This window comes from Oceanicella sp. SM1341, assembly GCF_003448965.1.
In the GTDB taxonomy this organism is placed as follows: domain Bacteria; phylum Pseudomonadota; class Alphaproteobacteria; order Rhodobacterales; family Rhodobacteraceae; genus Paroceanicella.
This window is the reverse complement of sequence record NZ_QRGC01000031.1, coordinates 59,741-79,573: the sequence shown is the minus strand read 5'-3', so window position 1 is coordinate 79,573 and position 19,833 is coordinate 59,741. Positions and strand designations below refer to the sequence as shown.

18 protein-coding genes are annotated in these 19,833 nt (G+C 72.4%); 6 read left to right on the top strand and 12 right to left on the bottom strand.

The genetic code is table 11. The features are described 5' to 3' along the window. Positions 1–252: 252 nt before the first annotated feature. The 5 genes from D3P35_RS21805 to D3P35_RS21785 form a co-directional block, all read right to left on the bottom strand. The gene (locus D3P35_RS21805) at positions 253–954 is read right to left on the bottom strand and encodes a FadR/GntR family transcriptional regulator (RefSeq protein ID WP_118137868.1); all 702 of its coding nucleotides are present in this window, start codon (positions 952–954) and stop codon (positions 253–255) included. Between the two features lie 200 nt (positions 955–1,154). Further along, on the bottom strand, positions 1,155–2,471 hold the full coding sequence (locus tag D3P35_RS21800) for an aromatic ring-hydroxylating dioxygenase subunit alpha (RefSeq protein ID WP_118137856.1): 1,317 nt from the start codon (positions 2,469–2,471) through the stop codon (positions 1,155–1,157). A gap of 26 nt (positions 2,472–2,497) precedes the next feature. Next, a complete protein-coding gene (locus tag D3P35_RS21795) occupies positions 2,498–3,799 on the bottom strand; it encodes a TRAP transporter large permease (protein ID WP_118137854.1) in 1,302 nt (433 codons plus the stop codon). Continuing rightward, positions 3,796–4,308, bottom strand: coding sequence for a TRAP transporter small permease (locus tag D3P35_RS21790; RefSeq protein WP_118137852.1), 513 nt, complete (start codon positions 4,306–4,308; stop codon positions 3,796–3,798). The genes D3P35_RS21795 and D3P35_RS21790 overlap by 4 nt, the downstream gene beginning before the upstream one ends. A 7-nt stretch (positions 4,309–4,315) precedes the next feature. After that, positions 4,316–5,332, bottom strand: coding sequence for a TRAP transporter substrate-binding protein (locus D3P35_RS21785; protein WP_118137850.1), 1,017 nt, complete (start codon positions 5,330–5,332; stop codon positions 4,316–4,318). A 167-nt stretch (positions 5,333–5,499) separates the two neighbouring features. Here D3P35_RS21785 and D3P35_RS21780 point away from each other — a divergent pair, with 167 nt between their 5' ends. Continuing rightward, positions 5,500–6,270, top strand: a complete 771-nt coding sequence (locus D3P35_RS21780; RefSeq protein WP_118137848.1) for an IclR family transcriptional regulator — start codon at positions 5,500–5,502, stop codon at positions 6,268–6,270. Between the two features lie 3 nt (positions 6,271–6,273). On the opposite strand, the gene D3P35_RS21775 is transcribed toward D3P35_RS21780, so the two are convergent. From D3P35_RS21775 to D3P35_RS21750, 6 genes are all read right to left on the bottom strand, one after another. Next, positions 6,274–7,794, bottom strand: coding sequence for a tripartite tricarboxylate transporter permease (locus D3P35_RS21775; protein ID WP_118137846.1), 1,521 nt, complete (start codon positions 7,792–7,794; stop codon positions 6,274–6,276). Then, the gene (locus tag D3P35_RS21770; protein WP_118137844.1) at positions 7,795–8,244 is read right to left on the bottom strand and encodes a tripartite tricarboxylate transporter TctB family protein; all 450 of its coding nucleotides are present in this window, start codon (positions 8,242–8,244) and stop codon (positions 7,795–7,797) included. Between the two features lie 130 nt (positions 8,245–8,374). Further along, positions 8,375–9,382, bottom strand: coding sequence for a tripartite tricarboxylate transporter substrate binding protein (locus tag D3P35_RS21765; RefSeq protein WP_118137841.1), 1,008 nt, complete (start codon positions 9,380–9,382; stop codon positions 8,375–8,377). Then, positions 9,372–11,015 (bottom strand): hydantoinase B/oxoprolinase family protein, encoded by a 1,644-nt coding sequence (locus tag D3P35_RS21760; RefSeq protein WP_118137839.1) that lies wholly within the window; start codon positions 11,013–11,015, stop codon positions 9,372–9,374. The genes D3P35_RS21765 and D3P35_RS21760 overlap by 11 nt, the downstream gene beginning before the upstream one ends. Beyond that, on the bottom strand, positions 11,012–12,931 hold the full coding sequence (locus D3P35_RS21755) for a hydantoinase/oxoprolinase family protein (protein ID WP_118137836.1): 1,920 nt from the start codon (positions 12,929–12,931) through the stop codon (positions 11,012–11,014). Before D3P35_RS21755 ends, D3P35_RS21760 begins: the two co-directional genes overlap by 4 nt. After that, a complete protein-coding gene (locus D3P35_RS21750) occupies positions 12,928–14,211 on the bottom strand; it encodes an FAD-binding oxidoreductase (RefSeq protein WP_118137834.1) in 1,284 nt (427 codons plus the stop codon). Before D3P35_RS21750 ends, D3P35_RS21755 begins: the two co-directional genes overlap by 4 nt. Positions 14,212–14,335: 124 nt before the next feature. On the opposite strand from D3P35_RS21750, the gene D3P35_RS21745 reads away from it, so the two are divergent. Both D3P35_RS21745 and D3P35_RS21740 read left to right on the top strand, forming a co-directional pair. Further along, on the top strand, positions 14,336–15,232 hold the full coding sequence (locus tag D3P35_RS21745; RefSeq protein WP_118137832.1) for a LysR family transcriptional regulator: 897 nt from the start codon (positions 14,336–14,338) through the stop codon (positions 15,230–15,232). Between the two features lie 148 nt (positions 15,233–15,380). After that, the gene (locus tag D3P35_RS21740; RefSeq protein WP_118137830.1) at positions 15,381–15,599 is read left to right on the top strand and encodes a hypothetical protein; all 219 of its coding nucleotides are present in this window, start codon (positions 15,381–15,383) and stop codon (positions 15,597–15,599) included. Positions 15,600–15,653: 54 nt separating this feature from the next. Here D3P35_RS21740 and D3P35_RS21735 read toward each other — a convergent pair whose 3' ends face one another. Next, a complete protein-coding gene (locus D3P35_RS21735) occupies positions 15,654–17,117 on the bottom strand; it encodes a glutamine synthetase family protein (RefSeq protein WP_118137828.1) in 1,464 nt (487 codons plus the stop codon). 325 nt (positions 17,118–17,442) lie between these two features. Here D3P35_RS21735 and D3P35_RS21730 point away from each other — a divergent pair, with 325 nt between their 5' ends. The 3 genes from D3P35_RS21730 (at position 17,443) to D3P35_RS21720 (ending at position 19,833) form a co-directional block, all read left to right on the top strand. After that, positions 17,443–18,297 (top strand): transporter substrate-binding domain-containing protein, encoded by an 855-nt coding sequence (locus D3P35_RS21730; protein ID WP_118137826.1) that lies wholly within the window; start codon positions 17,443–17,445, stop codon positions 18,295–18,297. A gap of 136 nt (positions 18,298–18,433) precedes the next feature. Beyond that, entirely contained in the window at positions 18,434–19,159 is a 726-nt protein-coding gene (locus D3P35_RS21725; RefSeq protein WP_118137866.1) for an amino acid ABC transporter ATP-binding protein, read from the top strand. Further along, a complete protein-coding gene (locus tag D3P35_RS21720; RefSeq protein ID WP_118137824.1) occupies positions 19,159–19,833 on the top strand; it encodes an amino acid ABC transporter permease in 675 nt (224 codons plus the stop codon). The genes D3P35_RS21725 and D3P35_RS21720 overlap by 1 nt, the downstream gene beginning before the upstream one ends.

Below are 19,833 nucleotides of genomic sequence, written 5' to 3'. Positions count from 1 at the left end.
CCGGGCGGGGGGGCGGCCCCCGGCCTCCTGCCCGGGGCGCGCATGGCGCCGCCGGCGCCCGCGCTGCGCGACCCGCGCGCCATCTCTTGGATGATCCGCATCGCTCCGCGGCCGGCGCTCGCGGTCTTGCTGCCCGGCCTCACCGCGGGGCGTGCTGCCCGGCTTCCTGCCCGGCGGGCCGGGGTGTCTGCCCGCGGCCTGCCCCTTGTCTCGCCGGCCGGCCGGGGCGCCGGGGCGCGGCCGGGCAGGGCATCACTCCGGGGTGCCGATCACGTTGTCGCGCAGGGCGCTCAGGTGGGTTCGCATGGCCCGCTCGGCCCCCTCCGCGTCACGCGCGGCGATGGCGTTGATGATCGCGGCGTGCTGGCTGGCGTAGAGCCGCTCGCTCGCCGGGCTGCGGGCGCTGGCGCGCATCGAGCGCCAGATCGGGTCCTCGCGCACCCGCTCCATCACCTCGTAGGCGGCGAAGAGGATGGCATTGCCGGCCATCTGGGCGATCTTGCGGTGCAGGGCGCCGTCGGCGCGGTCGCGGGAGTCCTCGTCCGGGCCGGAGGCGATGCGCTGCAGGATGTCGCCCAGTTCGGCCGCATCGCCGGTCTCGGCGCGCAGGGCGGCGAGCCAGGCCAGCGAGGGCTCGAGCACCAGCCGTGCCTCCATCACCTCCGCCGGGTCGGTGCGCGCGGCGATGCCGACGATGCGCTCGTTCCACGGCACGGGCTGCCGGCCCACGAAGGTGCCGGACCCCTGGCGGCGCCAGATCCGGCCCTCGGCCTCCAGCGCGTCGAGCGCGCGGCGCACGGCACGGCGGCTCACGCCGATGCGCTCCGCGAGGCAGCGTTCGGTGGGCAGGCGGGTGCCCGGGCGCAGCGAATCCTCTCCCGAGAGGAGGTTGCGTATCTGGCTGAGCGCCTGGGCGGATGAGCCCTGGCGCGGTACGGTGGGACCGTCTTTCATCGATGTGTACAAGCGCAAGAGCAAGAGCAGGATATATTTACCTACCCTAGGGATATATCCGGCCGAGGCAAGCGCGACCGGACCGGAATACCGACGCCTGTCGCCGCACCCCCGGGTGGCAGACCGCGGCACCCCCGGGCGCCGCGGTTGGTTTCACCCCCCGCGAGGCCCCCCCGCGAGGCAGGCGCGGCGGCGGCGGCTCAGAGCGCCGCCGGCCAGGGGCAGCCCTCGCGGCGCGCGGTGTCGACCTTCGGCCAGGCCGCTTCCCAGCCCTCCTTCGGCGCGACCGTGTCCACCGAGACCGGGCCGCGCAGGGCGGCGAGCGCCTCCGGCGTGCCGGAGAGCGGCAGCGTGTCCTCGCCCGCGGCCTCGGCGGCGATGGCGGCGCGCAGCATGCGGCGGTATTGCACGATGCCGACGTCGGACTTGCCGAGATGCTCCTCGGTGCGGTCCTGGATGCGGCCCATGCTCTCCACCGCCCACTGGTCGTGCACGTTGATGTCGAGGCCCATGCCCGTGTAGGTCTCGCGCTCCTGCTCGTCAGGGTTGTAGCCGTAGTTGTTGCGGCGGTTCTTCAGCGGCGCGTAATCGGGCAGGCGGTGCTCCTTCAGCCGCTGCTCGCGCATGCGGGCCTTGTCCACCGGGGCCCCGAAGGAGGTGAACATCGAGTACCAGTAGCAGGTCTGGTCATCGACCGGCACGTGCCACTGGGTGATGCTCATCTCGTTGGACAACGGGATGTGGATGGCGCAGGGGAACACCTGGTTGGTCACCCGCACGTGCATCTCGCCGTTCTGCAGGTCGCGCAGGGCGATGAGGCGCAGGCCGTACTCGGTCTGCTCCACCCGGATCTCGGGGCGCGGGAACTCGCGCAGCACCCGGGTCATCGGCATGTCGGAGCCGGAGGATTTGTCGCGGAACTGCTTGCCGTAGCTGTCGGCCGGGTCCTCGTCCTGCAGGAAGCGGTGCAGGAAGGAGGCATGCGCGGGGTCGATGCCCACTTCCATCGCCTGCAGCCAGTTGCACTCCCACAGGCCCTTGAAGGCGAAGACATGGGTCTCCGGCGCGCGGAAGCAGTCGAACTCGGGGAAGGCCGGCGGCTCGCCCGGGCCCATGTAGGCCCAGACGATGCCGTTCTTCTCCACCACCGGGTAGGAGACGGTGGAGATCTTCTCGTGCATGCGGCTGCCCTCGGGCTCGGCCGGCATCTCCACGCACTGGCCGTTCACGTCGAAGTGCCAGCCGTGGAAGGGGCAGCGCAGCCCGTTGTCCTCGCGCCGGCCGTAGCACAGGTCGGCGCCGCGGTGCGGGCAGTGGCGGCCGATCAGCCCCAGCGCGCCGGAATTGTCGCGGAACAGCACCAGTTTCTCGCCCATCAGTGTGACGGGCACCACGGGGCGGGCGGTCATCAGCTCGTCGCTCAGCGCGGCCGGCATCCAGTAGCGGCGCAGCACGCGGCCCGCGGGCTGCTTGCGCCCGGTGAGGGTGAGCTCGTCGTTGCGGTCCTGGCTCATCATGGCTCGGTTTCCTCCGAAGGTGTGGGTCAGCCGCCGCCCAGCAGGCGGGGCAGCAGGAGCGAGATCGCCGGGAAGGCGATCAGGATGGCGAGGCGGACGATATCGGCCGCCACGAAGGGCAGAACGCCGGTCATCACGTCCCGCAGGGCAAGGCCCGGTGCCGCGGCCCGGACCACGAAGAGGTTCATCCCCACCGGGGGCGAGATCAGCCCGGTCTCCACCGTCACCACGGCGATGACGCCGAACCAGATCGGGTCGAAGCCCGCGTCGGTGACCAGCGGGAAGAAGATCGGCACGGTGAGCAGGATCATGGCGAGGCTCTCCATGAAGCAGCCCAGCACCACGTAGAACACCAGGATCGCGCCCAGCACCTGCCAGGGCTCCCAGCCGGCGGCGCGCACGTAGTCGGCCATGCCGAAGGAGAGCTGGCTCACCGACAGCAGGAAGCCGAACACCTCCGCCCCGATCAGGATCACGAAGATGGAGGCCGTGGTCTCCACCGCCTCGATCACCGCGTCGCGGAAGCCTTCCCAGCGCATGCCGCGCCAGAGCGCGAAGACGAGGGCGAGCGCGGCCCCCGCGCCGCCCGCCTCGGTGGGGGTGAAGAAGCCGCCGTAGAGCCCGCCCATCACCAGCCCGAACAGCACCACCACCGGCGCCACCTGCCGCAGGGCGGTGGAGAGCGGTTCGTCGAAACGCTCGGCATGGCCCGCCTCGGGGCGCCAGATGCGGGCCATCAGCGTGGCTGTGACCACGTAGAGCACGTAGGCCAGCAGCCCGGGCAGGAAGCCCGCGAGGAACATGTCGCCCACCGATTGCTCGGTGATGAGCGCGTAGAGCAGCAGCGCGATCGAGGGCGGGATCATGATGCCCAGCGTGCCGCCCGCGGCGAGCGAGCCGGCGGCAAGGCGGGGGTCATAGCCCTGGGCGCGCATCTCGCCGTAGGCGACGCGGGTCATGGTCGAGGCGGTGGCGAGCGAGGAGCCGCAGACCGCCGAGAAGGCCGCCGAGGCGGAGATGCCCGCCACCGCCAGCCCGCCCTGCCAGCCCCCGGTCATCCGCCGTGCGGCGAGGAACAGGTCGCGCGAGAGCCCGGCGCGGGAGATGAACGAGCCCATCAGCATGAACAGCGGGATGAGCGTGTAGGAATAGGTCGAGGCGGTCTCGAAGGCGCCGGTCTTGAGGATGTTGAGCGCGGGGTCGAGCCCGACGATGGCCGCGAAGCCGCCCATGCCCACGAAGCACATGGCGATGCCCACCGGCATGCCCACCAGGATGAGCCCGAGCAGCACGGCGATGCCGGCGAAGCCGATTTCCTGCGGGCTCATTCGATGCCTCCCGCGCCGGGCGCCTGCGCCGGCCGGCCGGCGAGCGCCAGGGCGAGGCCCATCAGCGCCAGCGCGCCGGCGCCGAGGGCGGCGATGCCGGTGAACCACCACAGCGGCATCTGCAAATCCTGCGTGGCGTCACCGCGGGCGAAGACCTCGGCGGTCTCGGCGGCGAAGAGCCAGCAGCAGATGGCGCCGAACCCGGCGACCGAGAGGTCCCACAGCCGTTCCAGTGCGCCCGCCAGCAGCCGCGGCAGCCGGTGGATGAGGATGTCGACGCGGATGAACCCTGTGCGCTCGGCCCAGGGCAGGGCGGAGAACACCGCCACCAGCAGCAGGTATTGCGCCGCGTCGATGGCGCCGGGGAACATCAGGTTGATCCGCGCGCCGCTCGCGTCGAACACCGCGCGCCAGAGCACGTTCCAGGCCACCACGGCGAGCAGCGCTGCGGTGGCAATGAAGGCCAGGGCGGAGAGCGCCCTGGCCAGGAGGTCGACGGCCCGTGTCATGGCCGGCTCAGTTCAGCTCGGCTTCGCACTCGGTGACATAGCCCTTCACCGCGTCGTAGGTGGCCTGGCCGGGCAGGCCCTGGCCCTCCAGCTCGGCGATGTAGGCGTCGGTGGCGCGCTGGGCGGCCTGCTGCCACTTCTCGCGCTCCGCACCCTCGATGGTGGTGAACGTGCCGGTTTCCTTGGCCAGCTCCAGGCCCTCCTTGTCGGCCTCGTCGTAGCCAGCGCCGGCGATCACCGACCATTTCATGCCGGAATTGTCGTCGATGACCTTCTTTTCCTCGGGGGAGAGGCTCTCGTATTTCGCCTTGTTCATGGTCGAGACGAAGGCGAGGGCGTAGAAGCCGAACTCGGTGTGATGCTCGGTGACCTCGAACACGCGGAAGCTCTTCACCGATTCCCAGGGCAGCATGTAGCCGTCGATGGTGCCGCGCTGCATGGCCTCGTAGGTGGCCGGCGCCGGCATGCCCACCGGCTCGGCGCCGAGCTCGGTCAGCAGGTTGCCCACAACGGTGGTGGGGCGGCGGATCTTGAGGCCCTTCAGGTCGTCGAGGGTCTTCACCTCCACGCCGTTGGTGTGCAGGTGGCCCGGCGAGTGGGTGTGCACGAAGAGCACGTGGGTGTCCTCGTACTCCGCGTCGAGCGCGCCGGAATCGTAGAGCTTCTGGAAGGCGCAGGAGCCGACGGCGCCGGTCTCGAACAGGCCCGGCAGCTCGACGATCTGGCTCAGCGGAAAGCGGTTCGCCGTGTAGCCCTGCACGGTCCAGGCGATGTCGGCGATGCCGTTCTTCGCGTTGTCGTAGCCGGCCGGCGCCTTGCCCAGCGTCTGGGCGGGATAGACCGTCACCCCGATGGCGCCGTCGGATTCGGCGGCCACGGCATCGGCCCAGTCCTTGAAGATCTTCTGCTGCTGCCAGGATTCCGCGCCCATGAAATGCGCGTAGCGCAGGTTCACGTCGGCGGCCTGTGCCGCAGTTGCCGAGACCACCCCGAGCGCGAGCGCGCCCATCAGTACATTCCGCATAGCGGACCCCTCCTTGCTGACTTGCGGATGCGTTGATCCGCTGGTTTGCTCGATTATCGAACGAATGTTGTTTATTTGATTCCCATGCTACGCATAATGCGTGACCCGACAAGAAAAATCCGCGCTGCACTGCGGCATGGCGCGGGGCCGGGCGGAGACCGGGGAAGATGACGAACAGGAACCTGAAACGGGGCGACACCGCCTCCACCTTCGCCAACGGGCTGCGGCTCATCGGCGCCTTCGACGCGGAGGACCGCGACATGTCGGTGCCGCAGATCGCGCGCAAGGCGGGGCTCGACCGGGCGGCGGCGCGGCGGCTGGTGCTCACCCTTGTGGCGGAGGGCTATGCCGAGGAGCGCGAGCAGCGCTACCGGCTCACGCCCCGGGTGCTGCGGCTGGGCCGGGCGTTTCTCGACGCGCGGCGGGTGGGGGCGGTGCTGCAGCCGCTGCTGGCCGAGGCCACCCGGCGGCTCGGCCTGCCAGTGTCCTTTGCCATGCGCGACGGGTTCGAGGCGGTCTACCTTGCCCATGCGCCGGGCGAGCCCTCGCTGATCTCCACCGGCTTCACCACCGGCACGGCGCTGCCGCTGCTCACCTCCGGGCTGGGCCGGGCGATCTGCGCCGGGCTCACGGAGGCGGAGCTTTCCGAGGTGCTGGCCCGCGCGCCGCTGGAAGCGCACACCGCCGCCACCTGCACCGACCGCGCGGAGGTGGGCGCGCGCATCGCCGCCGCCCGGGCGCGCGGCCTCGCCTACGTGGCCGAGGAGTTCGAGCCCGGCGTGGCCGCGCTCGCCGCCCCGGTGCGCAGCGGGGCGGGGGAATTTGCCGGCGCGGTGGGCGTGGCCGGGGTGATCGCCCGGGTGCCGCACCCGGATGCGGCGCCGGAGCTTGCCGCCGCCCTCACCGAGACCGCGCGCGCGCTCTCGGGGCGTATGTGAGGCTCAGTCCTCGCCCGCCGCGGCCCGGGCCCGGCGGAAGCGCCGCCGGATCATCGGGCTGAAGGAGAGCGCCAGCAGCCCCAGCGTGAGCGCGAGGAACACCGCGCTGATCGGCCGCTCGGCGAACACCGCGAGATTGCCGCGCGACAGCAGCAGCGCGCGGCGGAAATGCTCCTCCAGCAGCGGCCCGAGGATGAAGCCCAGCAGCACCGGCGCGGCGGGGTAGTGGAACTGCCGCATCCCGTAGCCGATGAGCCCGAACACCAGCACCACCCAGATGTCGAACACGTTGTTGCTGGCCGAGTAGACGCCGATGCAGATGAACACCAGGATCGCCGGGTAGAGCAGTCGATAGGGGATGGCGAGCAGCCGCACCCAGAGCCCGATCAGCGGGATGTTGAGCACCAGCAGCACGAGGTTGCCCACCCAGAAGCTCATCACCAGCCCCCAGAACATCGCCGGCTGCTCGGCGATGAAGGAGGGCCCGGGGATGATGCCGTGCAGCATCATCGCGCCCATCAGCACCGCCATCACCGCGTCGCCGGGGATGCCGAGCGACAGGGTGGGGATGAAGGCCGCCTGCACCGAGGCGTTGTTGGCCGCCTCCGGCGCCGAGATCCCCTCCAGCGCGCCCTTGCCGAAGCGCGAGGGGTCCTTCGCGATGCGTTTCTCGAAGGCATAGGCCATGAAGGAGGCGATGCCGGGCCCGGTGCCGGGCAGCGCACCGATGAAGCTGCCGATCACCGCGCCGCGCGCCGTGGGCGCCCAGATCTGCTTCCACTCCGCCCTCGTGGGCAGCATGGCGCGGAACGAGAGGTCACGCGGGGCCAGCGCCGGCGCCGCCCCGGTGCCGATGTTGGCGAGGATCTCGGCCACGCCGAACAGCCCCATGGCGACCGCGATCAGGCTCAGCCCGTCGGAGAGCTCGAGGATGCCGAAGGTGTAGCGGAAGTAGCCGGTGTTCACGTCCGTTCCGCACAGGCCGAGGGCGAGGCCGAACACCACCATCGCCAGCCCCTTGAGCGGCGAGCCCACCGAGAGGGTGGAGGCCGCCACCAGCCCCAGCACCATCACCGAGAAATACTCCGCCGAGCCGAAGGCGAGCGCCGCTTCCGCGATGGCGGGCGCAAAGCCCATCACCAACAGGATGGCGAAGGAGCAGCCGGCGAAGGAGTTGATCGCGGTCACGAACAGCGCCAGCGCCGCCTGACCCTTCTGCGCCATCGGGTAGCCGTCGAGGCAGGTGACGGCCGAGGTGGCGGTGCCCGGCAGGTTGAGCAGGATAGAGGCGGTGGAGCCGCCGTATTGCGCGCCGTAGAAGATGCCGGCCAGCATGATCAGCGCCGAGGTGGGGTCGACGTAATAGGTGAGCGGCAGGGCGAGCGAGATGGCCGCCAGCGGCCCGATCCCCGGCAGCACCCCCACGCCCATCCCCACCGTCACCCCGATGAAGCAGAACAGCAGCGAGACCGGCGAGAAGGCGGTGGCGAGCCCCAGCCCGACATTCGCGAGGAAGCCTTCCATTCAGAGCACCCCCCGGATGGCGCTGAGCGGCATGCCCAGCCCCTCGATGAACAGCAGCACGCCCAGCACGCTGAGAAACAGCGCCACGCCCGCGAGGCTGAGCAGGCTGGTGCGCTCCTCCCCGAGCCCGCTCACCAGCACCAGGATGATCGTGGCAGGCACCAGCCCCGCCCGCTCCACCGTGAGCGCGAAACCCGCGATGCCGAGGCTCACGGCCAGGAAGGGCCGCAACCGGAACACCGGCCGGGTGGCGAGGCCGCGCACCTCCGCCAGCACGCCGAGGGCCAGCGCCACCAGCACCGTGCCGGTGAGGATGGGAAAGAAGCCCGGCCCCGGCCGCCGCAGCCCGCCCAGCGGATAGTCCGTGGCGAGCGCGATCACCGCGAGGCCGAAGGCGGCGAGCCCCGCGGCGGCGAAAACCTCGGCCCTGTTGAAACTCTGCCGGGGCATGGCCTGGCTCCTCCTGCTTGTGTGTCCCGCGCCGCGTGCCGTGCATCCCGCCGCCTCGGGCCGGGCGCGCGCCCCCGGGGCGGGCGCCCGGCTGAAAGGCTTGCCCGCGCCCCCGGGGCGCGGGCTCCGCTCAGTTGGTCTTCAGCCCCGCGGCATCCACCACCTTGCCCCACTTGTCGATCTCGGCGGCGATGAACTCCTGGCTCGCGGCCGGGGTGCGGCCCTCCACCATGAAGCCGCGCTCGGCGAAGAAGGCCTTCAGGTCGTCGTCGGTCAGCGCCGCGGTCACCACCTCGTAGAGCCGGTCGAGCACCGGCTCGGGCGTGCCGGCCGGGGCGAAGACCCCCTGCCAGGAGGTGGCCGCGAAACCCTCCACCCCGGCCTCGGCCACGGTGGGCACGTCGGGCAGCATCGGGTGGCGCGCGGCGGAGGTGACGGCAAGCGCCCGCAGCCGGCCGCCGGAGATATACTCCGAGCTCACCAGCAGGTCGGCGAACATCGCGTCGAGCTGGCCGCCCAGCAGGTCCTGCATCGCCGCGGCACTGCCGGCATAGGGCACGTGCACCAGCTCGGTGCCGGTTTCGAGGCCGAAGAGCTCGCCGGTGAGGTGCATCGAGGTGCCGATGCCGGGCGAGCCATGGGTGAAGGTCTGCGGGTTCTCCTGCGCGAAGGCGATCACGTCGGCCACGGAGGTGAACTCGGACTCCGCGTTCACCACCAGCACCAGCGGCGCGCTCACCACCAGGCTCACCGGGGCGAAATCCTTCAGCGGCTCGTAGGGCAGGTCGTCGCGCAGCACCGAGGAAATGGCGTTCGAGCCGGTGACCCCCATCAGCAGCGTGTAGCCGTCCGGGTCGGAGCGGGCGACGTAATTCGCCCCCACCGCCCCGCCGGCCCCGGCGCGGTTCTCCACCACCACCGGCTGGCCGAGCGGCGCGGAGATCTTCTCGGCGATCTGCCGGGCCAGCAGGTCGGTCGAGCCGCCGGGCGGGAAGGGCACCACGATGGTTACCGGGCGCTCGGGGAAGCCTTGCGCCGCGGCGGGCCCGGCCAGGGGCAGCAGCGCGGTCGCAGCGGCGAGGGCGAGGCCGGCCAGCACGCCGCGGCGTGTGCCCGGGGCAAACTTGTCATGTCTCATGAGACTCTCCGTCTGTTGGGGCTTGCCGGGTGTTTTTCGCAGTCCCGGGGCGGCCCCAGCCACCACCTCCGGCGGTTTCGATATGCAGCAGGTCGCCCGCGGTCCATGCGAAGCGCGCGCGGGCCGGCAGCGCCTCGCGCCGGCCATCGGCCCGCTCGACCCAGGCGCGTGACGGCGCGCCGTCGGCCCCGCCCTCGGCGCCGCGCGCCCGCGTGGCATGGCGCTCGGAGCGGTAGGAGACCGTGCCGTGGCCCTCGAGCAGGCGCCATTCGCGCAGGATGCCGCGCCCGCCGGGCCCGGCGCCGGCCCCGCCCGAGCCGGGGGCGAGCCCGTAGGCCTCCACCCGCAGCGGCAGGCGGGCCTCCAGCAGCTCTATCGGCATGTTGCGCGCGTTGCCCACGTCGGTCGAAAGCCCGCCGGCGCCCGGGCCGGCGGCGCTGCCGCCCGCGCCGCTCGCCACGATCTCGGTGAGGAAGAACGGCCGGCCGGCGCCGTCCTCGCCGCCGAAGGCGAGCACGGCTGCCACCCCGGCATGGGCGGCGGCGGCGGCCTCGGGGCAGATGCGGCTCCAGGCGCCGAGAATGGCGTTGCAGGCGAGTTTCACCGTGCCGGTGCGCGCGTTCACCGCCGCGGGGAAGCGCGGGTTCACCAGGCTGCCCTCCGGCAGCGTGAGGCTCAGCGGCGCGAGGCAGCCGGCGTTGTTCGGCGCGTCGGGCGCGAGGCAGCGCATGAAGAACAGCGCCGCGGCCATCATCGCGGCCGGGGCGGCATTCACCGGCCCCGCGGTCTGCGGCGCGGTGCCGGTGAAGTCGATCGCGAGGCGGGCGCCGCGCTTCTCCAGCCGCACCCGCAGGGGCACCGGCGCCGCGGTGATGCCGTCACCGTCGAGCGCGTCTTCCCAGGTGGCGGTGCCGTCGGGCAGGGCTTCGAGCGCAGCCTCGGTCATCCGGGCGGACTGGTCGATCAGCGCGGCGCAGAGCGGCGCGAAGCCCGCGCCCTCGCGCGCGGCGAGCCGGGCGAGCTCGGCCCCGCCCAGCCGCGTGGCGGCGAGCTGGGCGCCCAGATCGCCCGTCAGCAGCTCCGGCGTGCGGCTGTTGGCGCGCAGGAGCGCGGCGATGCCGGGGTCCGGGCGGTCGTCGACATGCGAGCGCAGCGGCGGGATGCGCAGCCCCTCGTGGAACACCGATGTCGCGTCGGGGGGGATGGAGCCCGGCTGGGTGCCGCCCACGTCCTGGTGGTGCAGCGAGGCGGCGGCGAAGCCGATGAGAGCACCGTCATGGAAGGCCGGGCGCACCAGCGTGAGGTCGGGCAGATGCGCGCCGCCGGCCCAGGGGTCGTTGAGCAGGAAGGCCTCGCCCGGCCGCATCTCCGCCGCCGGGAAGCGCGCCAGCACCGCGGCGACCGCGGGCCCCAGTGCGCCGAGCAGCAGCGGCAGCGAGTTTGCCTGGGCCGCCAGCCGCCCGTCGGGCAGGAACAGCGCCGCCGCCCCGTCGCCGCTCTCGCGGGCGATGGAGGAGAAGGCGCCGCCGATCAGGCTCTCCTGCATCCGGTCCGCCGCGGCCTGCAGCGACAGGCGCATGGGTTCGACCCGGGCCAGCAGCGCGGGCGGCAGGGGCGGCGCGTGCAGGGTCATGCGGCGGCCCCCGGGGCGAGGTGCAGCGCCCCCGCCGCGCCGAGGCGCCAGCTCCAGCCCTCGGGCACCCAGATGGTGGTCTGGGCGGCGAAGAGTGCGCGCGGGCCGGCGCCGCGCGCGGGCAGCGGGCCCTCGCCGGGCAGCTCCCAGGCCGGGGCGGGGCCGGCGGCGCCGAGCGGCGCGTCGCCCCGGTCACGGCTCCGGCGCAGCCAGGCCACCCGGCGCGGCAGGTCCAGCGCGTGGCCGCGCAGCCGCGCGTGCAGCGCGTCGAACCGGGCGGCGAGGGCGCAGGCGTCGTCCGCCTCCGGGGCGAAGGGCAGGGCGAGCGGCTCGGCCTGGCCCTCGTAGAGCACGCCGGCGGTCCAGCTCTGCGCGCCCGGGCCGGCGGGCGGCAGCGCGGCAGCGGCGGCGCGCAGGGCGGGGAAATGCGCGGGGTCAAGCGGCAGGTCCGGCGCGCATTCGGCCACGTCCACCGTGCTGCTCGCGAGGCCGCCGAGGGCCGAGATCACGCCGGCATCGGGCAGCACGATCGCCTCGCGGAAACCGGCGGCGGCGGCCACTTCGGCCGCGTGCTGGGGCCCGCCGCCGCCCCCGGCGAGCAGGCTGGCGGAGGCGGGGTCGATGCCGCGGCGGAAGGCATGCAGCTTCACCGCCTCGGCGATGGCGGCGGTGGCGGCGGCGAGCACGGCTTCCGCCGCCGCGCGCGGGGTGCAGGCGAGGGCGCGGGCGAGCGGCAGCATGGCGCGCTCGGCCGCGAGCCGGTTCAGCCGCAGCCCGCCGGCGAGCTGCATCGGCAGCCGGTCGAGCAGCATGAGCGCGTCGGTGAGCGTGGGCTCGACCCCGCCGCGGCCCATGGCGGCCGGGCCCGGCACCGCCCCGGCCGAACGCGGCCCGAGCCGCAGCGCGCCGCCCGCGTTCACCGCCGCCACCGAGCCGCCCCCCACCGCCACGGAGGCCACGTCGGCCGCGTGGGTGGCGAGGCTGAAGGCCCCGAGGTCGAGCTTGCGGGTGAAGAGCGGCGCGCCGGCCTCGATCAGCCCGATATCGGTGGTGGTGCCGCCGGTCTCGATGCTCACCACCGGCGCGGGCCCGGCCGCGAGGGCGAAGCCGCGCAGCGCGCTGGCCGGCCCCGACATGGCGAGGCGCAGCGGCCGGCGCACCGCCTCGATGCCCTCGGCCAGCGTGGCGTCGGAGGTGACCAGCTCCGGCTGCGGCAGGCCGAGCGCGCCGAGCCCCGCGCCGAGGTCGAGCAGGTAATGCGAGAGCGCCGGTTTCACGTAGGCGTCGAGGGCCGTGGCGAGGAAGCGCTCCGCCTCGCCGGGCAGTGCGCTCACCTCGTGGGAGAGCGAGATGGCGAGGTCGGGGCAGGTGTCGAGCAGGGCGGCGCGCACGGCGCGCTCATGCGCGGGGTTGCGCACCGCGTGCAGCAGGCAGACGGCCGCCGCCGCCACGCCCTCGCGCGCGAGGCGGGCGCCGAGGGTGGCGAGCTCCTGCGCGTCGAGGGGGGTGAGCTCCTGCCCGCGCGCGTCCAGCCGGCCGGAGATGCCGTGGCGCAGCGCCTCGGGGAAGATCCGCTCCGGCGCCTCGCCGCGCGGGCGGAAGGCGTAGAGGTCGCGCCGGCTCTGCCGGCCGATGGCGAGCACGTCCTCGAAGCCGCGGTTGGTGACCACGGCCACCGGCGGCGCGCCCTGCTCCAGCAGCAGGTTGGTGACCAGCGTGGTGCCATGCACCACCCGGCCCACGGCGGCGGGGGCGATGCCGGCCTGGTCGAGGAACTCCCGCAGGGCGGCGAGCACGGCGGCGCTGCGGTCCGGGCCCAGCGGCGCCTTGGCGCTGAGCCGCCGCGCCCCGGGGCCGAGGGCCACCAGGTCGAGATAGGTGCCGCCCGTGTCGATGCCGATGGCCCAGTCGCTCATGCGGCGGCCCCGGAGCGGGGGGCCGTGGCGCCGCGCCGCCCGGGGCGGAAGCGCTCGGGCGAGAAGGGCGCGAGGTCGACCTCCGGGCTGCGACCGGAGACCAGCGCCGCGATCTCGCGGCCGGTGGTGGCGCCGCCGCACATGCCCACGTGGCCGTGGCCGAAGCCGAGGAACACGTTCTCCGCCCGCGGCGCGCGGCCGATCACCGGCATGCTGTCGGGCAGGCAGGGGCGGTGTCCCATCCAGCGCGTCACCCGGCTGGTGTCGAGATGCGGGAACAGCTCGCGCCCGCGGGCCAGCAGCATGTCGGCGCGGGCATAGTCCGGCGGGGCGTTCAGCCCGGCAAGCTCCACCGTGCCGGCCAGGCGCAGGCCCACGTCCATCGGGTTGACCATCAGGTTGTGCTCGCTCGCCATCACGGTGTGGCGCAGGGCGAGGTTGGTGCTCTGCACCGTCACGTGGTAGCCGCGCTGGCTCTCCAGCGGCACGCTGAGCCCCACGGCGCGGGTGAGCAGGGCCGACCAGGCGCCGGCCGCGATCACCACCGCGTCGACGTCGAGCGGCGCGTCGCCCGCCAGCCGCACCTGCGCCACCGCGCCGTCACGCATGGCAAAGCCGGTGACGCGCTGCTTCAGGTGCGAGGCGCCGTCGGCGATGCAGCGGGCGTGGATGGCCTTCACCAGCGCCGAGGGGTCGGCGGCGGAGCCGTTCTCCGGCGCGAGGATGCCGAAGCGGAACCGGCCCTTCAGGTCCGGCTCCAGCGCCTCCAGCTCCTCGCGGTCCACGTCGCGCAGCTCCACCCCCAGCGCGCGGCGCAGGTCCATGCCCCAGCGCCACTGCTGCGCCGTCTCGCGCGAGGAATAGACGTAGAGGCAGCCGGTGCGCCGCATCAGCCCCATGGCGCCGGCGCGCTGCAAGAGCGGCGTGTAGGCCTCGAACACCGGGCCGAGCAGCCCGCGCATGGCGGTGGCGATGCGCTCCACCTCCCCGCGGCGCGAGGCGCGCAGGAAGCGGATGAGCCAGGGCGCCACGGAGGGCAGGTAGGAGGGGCGGATGGTGAGCGGGCCCGCGGGGTCGAGCAGCCATCCCGGCACCTTCTTCCACATGCCCGGCATGCCCACCGGCAGGCAGGCCGAGGGCGAGAGCGAGCCCGCGTTGCCGAAGGAACAGGCCTCGCCGGCCTCCAGCGGGTCGATGATGGTCACCTCGTGCCCGTCGCGCTGCAGCCAGGCGGCCGAGCAGACACCGACGATTCCCGCCCCGATCACGGCAACATGCATGCCCCGCCCCTGCCTCCTGTGCCCCTGAAGCAGCCCGAACACCGCTTACCCCGTGAGCAGCATACTCGACAGGGCACATTTATCATGCAAACAAAGTTTTCTGCTTTGTCGATAAGGACGGCTGATGAATATCACCCTGCGACAGCTCCGCGCCTTCGTGGCCGTGGCCGAGGCGCGCAGTTTCACCGAGGCGGCCGGGCGCCTGCACCTCACCCAGTCGGCGGTGAGCATGCTGGTGCGCCAGCTCGAGGCGGATTTCGGCCTGCCGCTGTTCGTGCGCACCACGCGGGCGGTGTCGCTCACCGAGGCGGGCGAGGGGCTGCTGCCGGCAGCGCAGCGCATGCTCGCCGACCTGCAGGAGGTGTTCGACGGCGCGCGGGACCTGCGCGAGCTGCGCCGGGGCTCGCTGCGCCTCGCGGTGCCGCAGATGTATGCCTGCAGCCACCTGCCGCGCAGCATCGAGCGCTTCCACGCCGACCACCCGGAGATCTCGCTCACCATCGTCGACGTGACCGCCGACGAGGTGGGCGAGGCCGTGCGCCGCCACCAGGCCGAGATCGGCGTGGGTCCGGAGCGCCCGGTGCCCGAGGACGTGACGCGCGGCCGGCTCTGGTCGGAGCCCATCGACCTCGTGTGCCGCGCCGACAGCCGCTGGGCCGGGGCCGGGCGGCTGCCCTGGGCCGAGGTGCTCGCCGAGCCCTGGGTGCTCTATTCCGACGAGTTCTCGGCCCACATGGAGCGGCTGCTGCGCCCGGCCCAGCCCGGCTTCCGCCTGCGCCGGGCCACGGAGGCGCGCTACATGACCACCGCGCTGTCGCTGGTGGGGCGCGGCCTGGGGGTGACGGCGGCGCCCCGCTACGTGGCGCCCTTCGCCGCCGGGTTCGGCGTGGCCTTCGTCGAGATGGAGGCGCCCGTGGTGCAACGCAGCTTCTGTCTCTACCAGCGCCGGGGCTTCAGCCTGTCGCCCGCCGCCACGGCCTTCCTCGAACGCCTGGAGGCGGACCGCGCCGCCCCGGGATGACGCGCGGCCATGCGCGTGCAGAAAGGCGCGCTCCGCCCGCCCGGGTTGTAATTAACCAATTGTTAAAGAAGGCTTTCCCCTCGGCGCGGGGCGCATGCTATCCTGAGTCCGTTTTCAAGGTTCCGCATTCTCAGAACGGATAGAGTGGATGGCTGATTATCATGATCCTGCGGGGGAAGCCTCCCGCCCTGGTTCGTATGCCGATGGCACCGGTGCCGCGTACACGTCCGAGCAAGCCGGCGGGCGGGCCACTCAGGCCCGGCCGCGCGTGCTTCATCAGGAGGAAAAGCCGAGGTCCGGCCCCACGCTCGGCAGTTTCGTCGTGGTGGGCATCCTGCTGCTCGGTGCGGTGATCTGGTTCGCCTGATGCCAGGGGCCCCTTCCGCCCGCCGGGCGGTGGGGGCCATTGCCCCGGCTTCCCTCAGAAGGTGGTGAAATACTCGCGCTGCTCCCAGTCGGAGACCACCGACAGGTAGCGCTCCCATTCCGCGCGCTTGATATGCGCGAGGTAACGCACGAAATCCGCGCCCAGCTCGGCGCGGAACAGCTCCGAGCCCTCGAAGGCCTCCACCGCCGCGATCAGGCTCCGGGGCAGCAGCTTCGCGTCGGTCTCGTAGGGGTTTTCCACCGGGGCGGGGGCCTCGCGCCCGGCGCGGATGCCGTCGAGCCCGCCGAGGATCTGGCTGGCGAAGTAGAGGTAGGGGTTCGCCGCGGGCTCGGCCACGCGGTTCTCGATGCGGCTGGCGCGGTCGCCCGGGGCCATCAGCCCGCGGATCATCGCGCCCTTGTTGTCGCGCCCCCATTGCACCCGGTCAGGCGCGAGCTGGAAGGCCTGGTAGCGCTTGTAGCCGTTCACCGTGGGGGTGGTGAGCAGGCACGATTCCCGCGCATGCGCCAGCAGCCCGGCGATCCAGCCGCTGGCCGCGGGGGTGAGGGCGCCGTCCGGCCCGGGCATGAACAGGTTCTCGCCGCTCACCGTGCTCACCACCGACTGGTGCAGGTGCCAGCCGCTGGCCATGCCGTTTTCCACCTGGGGGCGGCACATGAAGGTGGCGTGCAGCCCGCGCCGGGCGCAGAGCGCCTTCACCATGGAGCGGAACAGCAGCATGGTGTCGGCATGCTCCAGCGCGGTGGCGGGCTCGAAGGTGAACTCGCATTGCGAGGGGCCGAACTCCGCCTCCATCGAGCGCACCGGCATGCCGAGCTTCACCGCGTTGCGGCGCAGCTCGTCCATGATGTCCTCGAGCGCGTCGTAGCGCGACTCGGTGAGATACTGGTAGCCGTGCGCCACGAGGCCGGTTTTCGGCGGCGCCGGCGGCATGCCGGTTTCGGCATGGGTGAGGCGCGCGTCCTCCAGGGCGTAGACGTAGAATTCCACCTCCAGCCCGCAGATCAGCGCCATCTCGCGCTCGGCGAGCTTCGCCACCGAGTTCTTCAGGATGGTGCGCGAGGAGAAGGGGATGGGTGTTCCGTCCTTCAGGTAGAGATCGCACAGGATCCAGGCCGAATGCGGCGACCAGGGCACCACGCGGAAGGTGGCGGGGTCGGGCACCAGCAGGATGTCGCTCGCCCCGGTGAGCATGCCGGCGCCGAAGCCCGCGTCACGGGTCCAGACCGGGAAGACGGTGCGGTGCGAGGTGTCCTTGAGCAGCAGGGTGGAGGTGACCGCCATGCCGCTCTTCACCGCCGAGGCGAAGGCCTCCGCCACCACGGTCTTGCCGCGGATCACGCCGTGCTGGTCGGCGAAGGTGAGGCGGATGGTCTCGATCCCCTCGGCCGCGATGCGGGCGATCAGCTCCTCGGCCCGCGCGAATTGTTCCTCGGCCAGAAGGCCCATTTCCCCCACCAGCCCCTCGGCCAGTGCGCTCCTGCGCTGCACGCTCATCACGCTTCCCTGTTGTCCTGTCTCTTGTCCGGTCCTGCCCGCCCTGGCGGCGGCATGCCCGCTTTGCCGGCATTCTGAGCAGATATCCCCGGCGAAAGCCAGCCGCTCCGGGCAGGTGCGCGCGGCGATGATTATATTTATGAATTATAATTCAAAAACTATAAGAATAGTGATTCATGTTGCGCCGCGGCAGGGATCGGGGGAACTCTGGCACATGACAGCGGGATGACGGTTCCGGCCTGCTCCCGGCGCTGCCCGGGCCCGCAGGGTCAGCGTCCCGATGCCCGCAACAACAAGACTGCCTTCCCCCAGCAAGGAGACTTCCATGATCCGTTCCCCGAAGGCCCGCCTCGCCGGCCTCGCGCTTGCCGCCTCGCTCACCGCCGTTCCCGCCCTGGCCGAGGGCACGTTCAAGGTGGCGCTCGACGGCACCTTCGCCCCGCATGCCATGCCCAGCATGAGCGGCGGCACCGAGGGGTTCAACGTCGACCTTGCGAACCTGATCGGCGAGCGGCTGGGCAAGACGATGGAGATCACCGCCGCGCAGTTTTCCGGGCTGATCCCGGCGCTGCAGGCCGGCACCTACGACTTCATCGCCGCCCCCACCACGGTGAACGCGGAGCGCGCGGAGAACCTGCTGTTCACCGAAGGCTTCATGGACACGAACTTCCGCTTCGTGGTGCCGGCGGACGCGGAGGAGTTCACCACGCTCGAGGATTTCAAGGGCAAGACCATCGCGGTGAACAAGGGCTCGGCCTATGACAGCTTCCTGCGCGAGCGGGCCGAGGAATACGGCTGGACGGTGGAGAGCTACGGCACCAACACCGACGCCATCCAGGCGGTGATGACCGGCCGCGCCGACGCCAACCTCGCCGGCGCCACCGTGGCCGCCTGGGCCGCGAAGCAGAACCCCCGGGTGAAGCTCTCCTTCGAGTACGAGACCGGCCTCGTCTGGGCGCTGCCCTTCCGCAAGGACGACACCGAGACCCGCGACCTCGTCGACCGCGCCATCGAGTGCCTGAAGCTCGACGGCTCGATGGCCGCACTCTCCGAGAAGTGGTTCGGCGTCACCCCCGTAGAGGGCACCACCATCGTCACCCCCACGCCGGGCTACGGCGTGCCGGACTTCCCCGGCTACGAGGCGGACGACCACACCCCCTCCTGCGACGACCTCTCCTGAGGCAGTCGCGCCCCTCGGGGCGTGCGCGTTCCGTCGGGCGGCGCCGAGGTGCCGCCCGTCTCCCTCTTCCCCTCCGCCAGGGACCGGCCCGCGGGCCGGCCTGCCAGCCCCCGGAGCCGCCATGTCAGACCGCCCGATGCTCGAGATCGCCGCCCTTCAGAAACGCTTCGGCGAGACGGAGGTGCTGCGCGACATCAACCTGCGGGTGGGGCAGGGCGAACTGGTGTTCGTGATCGGGCCCTCCGGCTCGGGCAAGAGCACCATGCTGCGCTGCTGCAACCGGCTGGAGGAGCCCTCGGGCGGCGCCATCATGATCGACGGGCGCAACATCTGCGCCGGCACCACGCGGGACCTCAACCGCATGCGGCTGCAGGTCGGCATGGTGTTCCAGGGCTTCAACCTCTACCCGCACCTGAGCGTGCTGAAGAACATCACGCTCGCACAGCGCAAGGCGCTGAAGCGCGACCGCGCCGAGGCCGAGGCCAAGGCGATGGAGATGCTCGGGCGCGTCGGCCTCGCCCACAAGGCGCAGGCCTGGCCGGCCGAGCTCTCCGGCGGGCAGCAGCAGCGCGTGGCCATCGCCCGGGCGCTGGCGCTCGACCCCAAGGTGATGCTGTTCGACGAGCCCACCTCGGCGCTCGACCCCGAGCTGGTGGGCTCGGTGCTCAAGGTGATGAAGGACCTGCGCGACGAGGGCATGACCATGCTCGTGGTGAGCCACGAGATGGGCTTCGCCCGCGAGGCCGCCGACCGGGTGGTGTTCATGGACGGCGGTGTCGTGGTCGAGGAGGGCACGCCGGAGGAGGTGTTCGGCGCGCCGAAGACCGAGCGCGCCCGCGCCTTCCTCTCCCGGGTGTCGTGATGGACCGGTTTCTCGAGACATTCTTCAACGCCACGGTGATGGCGCGCTACCTGCCCGACATCCTGCACGGGGTGGGGGTCACGGTGCTGCTCGCGGTGGCGATCATCCTCGCCGGCGTGGCCGCGGGGCTGGTGCTGGCCTGCCTGCGCACCGCGCGGCTGCGCTGGCTCAACTTCCTGATCATCTGCTACGCCGACGTGGGCCGGGCCCTGCCGCCGCTGGTGGTGATCCTGCTGTTCTACTTCGGCCTGCCGAACATCGGCATCACCCTCTCCGGGCCGATGGTGCTGTTCGTGGTGCTCTCGGCCACGCTGGCGGCCTTCGCCGAGGAGATCTTCTGGGCCGGCTTCACCTCGCTGCCGCGCGGGCAGTGGGAGGCGGGGCGGGCCACCGGGCTCGGCTCGCTGCAGGTGCTGGTGTGGATCGCGCTGCCCCAGGCGGTGCGGCTCGCGGTGCCGCCGCTCGTGAACCGCGCGCTCGCCATCACCAAGATGACGGCGCTGGGCTCGGTCATCGGCGTGTCGGAGATCCTCTCCGCCGCCACCACGGCGCAGAGCTTTTCCGGCTCCGCCTCGCCGCTCACGCTGGGCGCGCTGGCCTATCTCGCCATCTTCGTGCCCTTCGTGATCTTCGCGCGCTGGCTCGAGAGCCGCTTCGCCTGGAAAAAGGCCTGA

What these genes read in the sequence shown, in the direction of transcription:
- D3P35_RS21735 (WP_118137828.1), bottom strand. Translation starts at nt 17,117, where the DNA reads ATGAGCGTGCAGCGCAGGAGCGCACTGGCCGAGGGGCTGGTGGGGGAA.
- D3P35_RS21730 (WP_118137826.1), top strand. Translation starts at nt 17,443, where the DNA reads ATGATCCGTTCCCCGAAGGCCCGCCTCGCCGGCCTCGCGCTTGCCGCC.
- D3P35_RS21795 (WP_118137854.1), bottom strand. Translation starts at nt 3,799, where the DNA reads ATGAGCCCGCAGGAAATCGGCTTCGCCGGCATCGCCGTGCTGCTCGGG.
- D3P35_RS21750 (WP_118137834.1), bottom strand. Translation starts at nt 14,211, where the DNA reads ATGCATGTTGCCGTGATCGGGGCGGGAATCGTCGGTGTCTGCTCGGCC.
- D3P35_RS21720 (WP_118137824.1), top strand. Translation starts at nt 19,159, where the DNA reads ATGGACCGGTTTCTCGAGACATTCTTCAACGCCACGGTGATGGCGCGC.
- D3P35_RS21725 (WP_118137866.1), top strand. Translation starts at nt 18,434, where the DNA reads ATGCTCGAGATCGCCGCCCTTCAGAAACGCTTCGGCGAGACGGAGGTG.
- D3P35_RS21770 (WP_118137844.1), bottom strand. Translation starts at nt 8,244, where the DNA reads ATGCCCCGGCAGAGTTTCAACAGGGCCGAGGTTTTCGCCGCCGCGGGG.
- D3P35_RS21755 (WP_118137836.1), bottom strand. Translation starts at nt 12,931, where the DNA reads ATGAGCGACTGGGCCATCGGCATCGACACGGGCGGCACCTATCTCGAC.
- D3P35_RS21740 (WP_118137830.1), top strand. Translation starts at nt 15,381, where the DNA reads ATGGCTGATTATCATGATCCTGCGGGGGAAGCCTCCCGCCCTGGTTCG.
- D3P35_RS21775 (WP_118137846.1), bottom strand. Translation starts at nt 7,794, where the DNA reads ATGGAAGGCTTCCTCGCGAATGTCGGGCTGGGGCTCGCCACCGCCTTC.
- D3P35_RS21765 (WP_118137841.1), bottom strand. Translation starts at nt 9,382, where the DNA reads ATGAGACATGACAAGTTTGCCCCGGGCACACGCCGCGGCGTGCTGGCC.
- D3P35_RS21745 (WP_118137832.1), top strand. Translation starts at nt 14,336, where the DNA reads ATGAATATCACCCTGCGACAGCTCCGCGCCTTCGTGGCCGTGGCCGAG.
- D3P35_RS21780 (WP_118137848.1), top strand. Translation starts at nt 5,500, where the DNA reads ATGACGAACAGGAACCTGAAACGGGGCGACACCGCCTCCACCTTCGCC.
- D3P35_RS21805 (WP_118137868.1), bottom strand. Translation starts at nt 954, where the DNA reads ATGAAAGACGGTCCCACCGTACCGCGCCAGGGCTCATCCGCCCAGGCG.
- D3P35_RS21785 (WP_118137850.1), bottom strand. Translation starts at nt 5,332, where the DNA reads ATGCGGAATGTACTGATGGGCGCGCTCGCGCTCGGGGTGGTCTCGGCA.
- D3P35_RS21790 (WP_118137852.1), bottom strand. Translation starts at nt 4,308, where the DNA reads ATGACACGGGCCGTCGACCTCCTGGCCAGGGCGCTCTCCGCCCTGGCC.
- D3P35_RS21800 (WP_118137856.1), bottom strand. Translation starts at nt 2,471, where the DNA reads ATGATGAGCCAGGACCGCAACGACGAGCTCACCCTCACCGGGCGCAAG.
- D3P35_RS21760 (WP_118137839.1), bottom strand. Translation starts at nt 11,015, where the DNA reads ATGACCCTGCACGCGCCGCCCCTGCCGCCCGCGCTGCTGGCCCGGGTC.